This is a genomic window from Paractinoplanes toevensis (genome assembly GCF_018332695.1).
GTDB classification, from domain to species: domain Bacteria; phylum Actinomycetota; class Actinomycetes; order Mycobacteriales; family Micromonosporaceae; genus Actinoplanes; species Actinoplanes toevensis.
Genome location: NZ_BOQN01000132.1, coordinates 65275 through 71274 on the forward strand (window position 1 = coordinate 65275; position 6000 = coordinate 71274).

Below are 6000 nucleotides of genomic sequence, written 5' to 3' on the forward strand. Positions count from 1 at the left end.
CCGAACCGGACGGGGCACAGCCTAAAACGGGCCACCGACAGAAACGCCAGACGCCGAGTCCGGTGGCGGGAAGAATTAAGGAAGTTTTGCGCGCCTGCTCGCGGGCGGTCACGGAAGGGGATACGGATGGCCACGGTGGGCCTCGACCAGACCCTCGCCATTCCGATCAAGGGGTACTCCTGGCTGCCGGATCTGCGGCGGCGAACGCACGGCCAGCCCGCGACCATCCGGGTGCTGGGCCGGCCGGCCGTCGCGATCGGCGGGCCGACCGCGGCCGAGTTCTTCTACACGGCCGGCAACATCGAGCGGCACGGCGCGATCCCCGGACCGGTGCTCGACACGCTGTTCGGCCGGGGCGCGGTGCACACGCTCGACGGGCGGGCGCACGAGCTGCGCAAGGCGCTGTTCGTCGCGCTGCTGCTCGGCAACGGGGTGGACACCCTGGCCAAGCACGTCGGGGAGGCGTTCGACGAGGCGGCCGACCGGTGGCGGGGTGGGCCGTCGGTCGATCTGTTCGACGAGACTGCCAAGGTCATCTCGGAAGCAGTGGGCCGCTGGGTCGGCGTACCGCGGGAAGAGCGTGACCCGGACGCCCTGGCCTCGGACATGGTGGCGATGGTCGATGGTTTCGCGACCGCCGGCCCGCGCCATGCGCGGGCCCGGCTGGCCCGGCGGCGGCGGGAGCACCGATGGGCCCGGCTGATCGAGGAGGTACGGCGGGACGAGCCCGGCCCGAGCCCGCTGTCCGCGATCGCGCACCACACGGCCGACGGTTACCTGATGGACGCGCGGACCGCGGCCGTCGAGGTCATCAACATCATCCGGCCGGCCACCGCCGTGACCTACCTGATCGCGTTCGCGGCGCACGCCCTGGAACGGCAGCCGCGCATCCGGGCCCGGCTCGCCGACGATCGGTACGCTCTCGCGTTCGTCCACGAGGTGCGGCGGTTCTACCCGTTCGTTCCGTTCCTCGGTGGGCGGGCCGCCCGCGACCTGTACTTCCAGCGGACCGACATCCCGCGCGGCGGCCTGGTCCTGCTCGACGTGTACGGCCAGCACCACGACGAGCGGGTCTGGCCGGAGCCGTACGTGTTCCGGCCGGAACGTTTCGTCGACCGGCCGGTCGGCGAGTTCGAACTGATCCCGCAGGGTGGCGGCGACCCGCGCACCGGGCATCGCTGCCCGGGTGAGCAGATCACCGTCGCCGTGCTCCAGACGATCGCGCAGCGGCTGGCCCGCCTCGAGTACTACCTGCCGCCGCAGGACCTGTCGATCGACCTGTCCCGCATCCCGGCCCGGGTCGCCGACGGCCCCCGCATCGTCGTGGGTTAGCTCTCCTCGTCGATCCAGTCGATCTCCGGGGAGCGGTGGAAGTTGACGCCCTGGGCGTGCCAGCGCGGGCCGAAGGCGGCCACCCGGTCCCGGAACGACGTCCAGTCGCGGGCCGCCCGCGGGGTCCAGCCGATCTCGGCGATCGCCGGGAGCCGCGGGAACGCCATGAACTCGATGTCGGCCGGCGAGCGCAGGGTCTCCGACCAGAGCGGGGCCTCGACGCCGAGCAGCGCCTCCTCCCCCACGCCGGGCAGCCGGTCGGCCGGGTCCCAGTCGTAGGAGCGTTCCACCCCGACCACCCCGGCCCAGTCGAGGCCGAGCGGGGTGTCCTTGTCGTACTTCATGTCCAGGTAGCTGCGATCGGCCGGCGACATGATCACCTGGTGACCGTCCCGGGCGGCCTGGGCGACGCCGTCGTCGGCCGGTTCGATCCGCCAGTACTGCGGCACGGCGGACGGCGGGAGCTCGACCGCGGCCATCTCGTGCCAGCCGACCGCCCGCTTGCCGTACTTGCCGGGCAGCGGCAGGACCCGGGTCAGGAAGGTGCGGTAGTCCTCGGGCGGGGTGGAGAACGCCTCGTCGCCGCCGATGTGCAGGAACGGGCCGGGCGTCAGGGCCGCCACCTCGCGGATGACGTCCTCGACGAAGGCGTACGTCTCCTCCCGGTTCGCGTCCAGCGAGCTGTAGCCGACCTCGGCGTCGGTGCGCGGGGCGAGCTGCTCGCCGTCGCGGGCCAGCTCGGGGTAGGCGACCTGGGCGGCGTTGACGTGCCCGGGGAGGTCGATCTCGGGAACGATCGTGACGAACCGGCGCTCGGCGTAGGCGACCAGGTCGGCGTACTCCGCGGTGGTGAGGAAGCCGCCGCCGGTGCCGTCCACGCCGGTGCCCTCGCCGCCGCTGACCTCGGTCAGGCGAGGCCAGCCCGGGATCTCCAGGCGCCAGCCCTGGTCGTCGCTGAGATGCAGATGCAGGTGGTTGATCTTGAACTGGACGATCGTGTCGAGGTAGGACTTGATCTCGTCCGGGGTGAAGAAGTGCCGGGCCAGGTCGAGCATCGTGCCGCGGTAGGGGAACCTCGGCTCGTCCTCGATGGTTCCGCCCGGCAGGGTGATCTCGCCGATGCCGCGGCCCTCGGCCGGCAACAGTTGACGCAGCGTCTGCAGGCCGTTGAAGAGGCCCTGCTCGGTCGCGGCGCGGAGGGTCACGCCCTCCGCGGCGATATCGACCCGGTAGGCCTCGTTCTTGTCGTACCCCCCGAGCAGAATTTTGATCGAGCCGCCGGCCTCGGTCACCGGCACGGGAAAGCCCGTGGCTCGCCGCAGCAGCTTGGCCAGCTGCTCGGCGATGTCCGCGGCCGCCGGGTCGGCGCTCACCGCCACCGTGGGAGACACCAGGAAGTTCGCGGCCGGATCGGGCCGTACCGAAACCGGAAGGGGAATGACGTCGCCGAGCCGTCTCAAGGTTGCGCGCACGCGAGAAACCTTAAACTGTCTTTCCATGTCGATCACGACCCGTCGCGCCGGCCTTTCCGACGCCGCCCTCCTGCACGAGCTCGCCGCGCTCACGTTCGGGCTGGCCTGCCCGCCTGGGACGCTGCAGAGCGACATCGACGCGTTCATCGCGAAAAACCTGTCCGAGGACAGCTTCCGCGGCTATCTCGCCGACCCGGAGCGGATCATCCTGGTCGCCGAGGCGGACGGGGTGCCGGTGGGCTATTCGATGCTGGCCGGCGGGCCGATCGCCGACCTGGAGGTGGCGGCGACCGTGGCCGGCGCGGGCGCGAAGTCCAGCATCGAGCTGAGCAAGTTCTACCTGGCACCGGACCGGCACGGCTCCGGCGCGGCCGCGGCACTGATGGCGGCCACGCTCACCGAGGCCGCCGCCACCGGCGCGGAGTTCTGCTGGCTCGGCGTCAACCAGCGCAACGAGCGGGCCGCGAAGTTCTACACCAAGCAGGGCTTTGAGGTCATCGGGGTGAAACGGTTCCTGGTCGGCGACGTGTGGCACGACGACCACGTACGCCTCAGGCCGCTTCTACCTTGATCCAGTCGAGGTACTTTCCGGTGCGGTCATCGCCCGACGACTGACCGCGGAGGCGGCGGTTGAGCCAGGGCAGGACATGCTCGCGGTAGTAACGGGCTTCGGCCAGCACACCACGACGCTCGGCCGGGCCGGAGTCGATCACGTGTGCCTCGGTGGGGTGCCCCAGCGCGCTCAGCACCAGGCCGGCGACCCGGCGGTGGCCGGCCGAGTTCAGATGCAGGCGGTCCGCCGACCAGTAACCGGCCCGGCGGATCTCCTGGTCGTGGAAGACGTCGACGAAGGTGACGCCGTAATTGCCGGCGAACTTCGCCACCGCGGAGGTCAACTCCTCACCGCGGCGGTTCATCATGCTGCCGAACGGCAACCGGGCCGACGGGTCGGCGCCGCTGAGCAGCACCACCTTGACCCCGGCGTCGGCGCACCGCCGCAACGCCCGCTCGGTCATCTCGACCAGCCGGGACATGTCGCTGCCCGGGCGCATCATGTCGTTGCCGCCGCCGGCCAGCGACAGCATCGTCGGGGCCGGCGACAACGACAGCGCGGCATCCAGCTGCTCGCCGACGATCGACCCCAGCAGCCGGCCGCGGATGGCCAGGTTCGCGTACTCGACCGGTTCGTTCTGCGCGGCCGCCAGGCCGGAGGCGACCAGGTCGGCCCAGCCACGCTCGGTGCCGTCCGGCAGGGTGTCGCCGAGGCCCTCGGTGTAGCTGTCCCCGATCGCGACGTAACGCGTCACCACAAGTCCTCCTTGATCACCACAATGCCGAGGCTATCGAACGGCCCCGGCCGGATCGGGCGACACGTGACGTGCGTCGCCCGGTCAGTCGATCAGGGGACGAATCTGCTCGGCGACCCGCACCACGAAATCGACCGGGTCCGGTTCGTCGACGGTCGGCTGAAGGATCAGCTTGGTGGCACCGCCGTCGATGAACTCGCGCAGGCCGGCCGCCATCTCCTCCGGGGTGCCGGACACACCGGGGACGTCGATGCCGTACGCCTTCTGCTGGGCCAGTAGGCGATCGGTGCCGTCCGGGCCGAACGCCGCCGGGACGAACAGGACAAGTTCGTGCGAGGCCGGGCCGGCGATGTGCTTCAGCGCCGCCGACACCCCGGCCGGGGACGTGCCGCCGGTCAGGACCGTGCCGTCACCCACCTGGCCGGCCAGCGCGAGAGTCTTGGGGCCGGTCGCCCCCACATAGATCGGCGGGACCTGCTCGGGCGGCCAGTCCAGCCGCACGCCTTCGAGCTTCACATACCGCCCCTGGGTCGTCACCGTCTCGCCGCTCAGCAGGGAACGCAGCGCCACGCCGTACTCCCTCAAAAGCGTGAGGGGCGACGCCGCGCGGGCACCCACCTGGCCCATCCATTCCTGTACGCCGTGGCCGATGCCGGGCAGCGCCCGGCCGCCGGACATGCGGCTCAGCGCCGCCACCTCCATGGCGCACAGCGCAACGTTCCGAAACGGCGTGGGCATGATGCCGATGCCGACCTTGAGGTTTTCGGTCCAGGCGAGCGCGGCCGCGGCCGCCGCGACACCGCCGCTGAGGAAGCAGTCCTCCCAGAGCCACAGCTCCTCGAGGCCGGCCGTGTCGGCGGCCTGCGCGATCGCGCGCAGCTTTTCCGGCGGGTTCTGCGGCAGCGCGATGGCTCCGAGGGTAGTCATGAGGCTCACTCTGCCAGGTCGGCGCGCGCCCGCATCAGTGCGAAACCCAGAAGATTGAGGCCCTCCCAGCGCGCCGGGTCGGTGGCCCGCGGGTCGGCCGCGGGCAGGCCGATCCCCCAGATCCGGTCGGTCGGGCTCGCCTCCACCAGCACCCGGTCGCCGGTGCCGAGCAGCCACGCCCGCAGGTCGGCATGCTGCCCGAACTTGTGCCGGCTCGCCTCGACCACGATCGGAAAGCGCTGCTGAACCCAGGTCGGCTCGTCGAAGCCGGCCACCCCGCGGCCCAGCATCTTGGCGTCCCGCGGATGCCCGGCCCGGACGATCCGGCCGGCCGTCTCCTCGTCGCCGAACAGCATGGCCTTGCGCCACATCATGTAGTGCTCCGCGCTACGGAAGAGGACACCGTCCACCGTGAACTCGACCGGCCACCACTGGCTCAGGCAGCCGGCCCCGACACTGCCGTCCCGCTGCGCGCGATGCCCCCAGAACAGCAGATATTTGACCCGCCCGCCGAGGGCGATCAGGTCGTCGGCAGAGCTCGGCAGATTGTCCACCGGCCCATTCTCCCGCCCACCGCATCCGATTTCCGGACCCCGCGGTGGCGTCGTCGAATCTGTCGATTCTTATATAAGGATTGGCTTATTAGCCGCCGGAAAATGTCGTAGGCGGTCGATAAGTTTCTCGTGCGGATCGGCGCCACGGGGGCGCCGATCCGTCCAAAGCCTGACGCCGGTTCGGGAGACGCCGGTCAGGCGGTGCCGCGCAGCAGGGCCTCGCCGGCCGCGCGAGCGCGGTCGCGCAGTTCCGGCGGCGACTCGATGGTGAAGGGCGCACCCATCACGCCGAGCACCATGACGGGCCAGGTCAGATCGTCCACGGTCATCCGCAGCCGGCACATCTCAGCCTCACCGCCGTCGGGCACGGACACGCCGTCCGGGGCCGGAGCGGCCTGCGCGGGAGCG

At 71.2% G+C, this 6000-nt stretch carries 7 protein-coding genes; 2 read left to right on the forward strand and 5 right to left on the reverse strand.

All coding sequences use genetic code 11. The features are described 5' to 3' along the window. Nucleotides 1-126: 126 nt before the first annotated feature. Entirely contained in the window at nt 127-1332 is a 1206-nt protein-coding gene (locus Ato02nite_RS43960) for a cytochrome P450 (RefSeq protein WP_213012663.1), read from the forward strand. On the opposite strand, the gene Ato02nite_RS43965 is transcribed toward Ato02nite_RS43960, so the two are convergent. After that, complete coding sequence (locus Ato02nite_RS43965; protein WP_246608093.1) at nt 1329-2804, reverse strand: beta-N-acetylhexosaminidase; 1476 nt, start codon at nt 2802-2804, stop codon at nt 1329-1331. The two genes, Ato02nite_RS43960 and Ato02nite_RS43965, sit on opposite strands and share 4 nt — an antisense overlap. 25 nt (nt 2805-2829) lie before the next feature. Here Ato02nite_RS43965 and Ato02nite_RS43970 point away from each other — a divergent pair, with 25 nt between their 5' ends. Further along, nucleotides 2830-3375, forward strand: coding sequence for a GNAT family N-acetyltransferase (locus Ato02nite_RS43970; protein ID WP_213012665.1), 546 nt, complete (start codon nt 2830-2832; stop codon nt 3373-3375). On the opposite strand, the gene Ato02nite_RS43975 is transcribed toward Ato02nite_RS43970, so the two are convergent. The 4 genes from Ato02nite_RS43975 to Ato02nite_RS43990 all read right to left on the reverse strand — a co-directional run. Then, nucleotides 3356-4111 (reverse strand): SGNH/GDSL hydrolase family protein, encoded by a 756-nt coding sequence (locus tag Ato02nite_RS43975; RefSeq protein WP_213012666.1) that lies wholly within the window; start codon nt 4109-4111, stop codon nt 3356-3358. The two genes, Ato02nite_RS43970 and Ato02nite_RS43975, sit on opposite strands and share 20 nt — an antisense overlap. Nucleotides 4112-4195: 84 nt before the next feature. After that, nucleotides 4196-5038, reverse strand: a complete 843-nt coding sequence (locus Ato02nite_RS43980) for an LLM class flavin-dependent oxidoreductase (RefSeq protein WP_213012667.1) — start codon at nt 5036-5038, stop codon at nt 4196-4198. Between the two features lie 5 nt (nt 5039-5043). Beyond that, a complete protein-coding gene (gene ybiA, locus Ato02nite_RS43985; protein WP_213012668.1) occupies nt 5044-5592 on the reverse strand; it encodes a riboflavin biosynthesis intermediates N-glycosidase in 549 nt (182 codons plus the stop codon). A 194-nt stretch (nt 5593-5786) separates the two neighbouring features. Beyond that, nucleotides 5787-6000, reverse strand: a 214-nt coding sequence (locus tag Ato02nite_RS43990) for a WCX domain-containing protein (RefSeq protein WP_246608094.1), incomplete at its 5' end; no start/stop codon positions are given.